Genomic DNA, 246 nt, shown 5'->3' on the forward strand with positions numbered 1-246 from the left:
GGGGCGGCCCGATAGCGCCCGTGGCCGGCACCAGGCCCCCCGCTCGGACGCCGACCAGCCGCACCGGGATCCCGCCGAGGTCCGCGGCGGCGAGGAGGGCGCGCGCCACGAGGTAGAGCTCGCGCCCGACGTCGGTCGGCTGCGCGAGGGTGCGGGACCTGCTGAGCGTCCGGGAGTCCGAGGTGCGGATCTTCACGGCGACGGTCCGGGCGCCGGGCCGCTGCGCCCCCAGCCGCCCCGCGCACC

At 80.5% G+C, this 246-nt stretch carries 1 pseudogene; it reads right to left on the reverse strand.

Annotated features, from left to right (window positions below):
- Nucleotides 1-246 (reverse strand): annotated as a pseudogene (locus KVT14_RS20870) (DNA polymerase IV); the annotation flags it as partial.

The organism is Cellulomonas sp. GbtcB1 (assembly GCF_019091725.1).
In the GTDB taxonomy this organism is placed as follows: domain Bacteria; phylum Actinomycetota; class Actinomycetes; order Actinomycetales; family Cellulomonadaceae; genus Cellulomonas.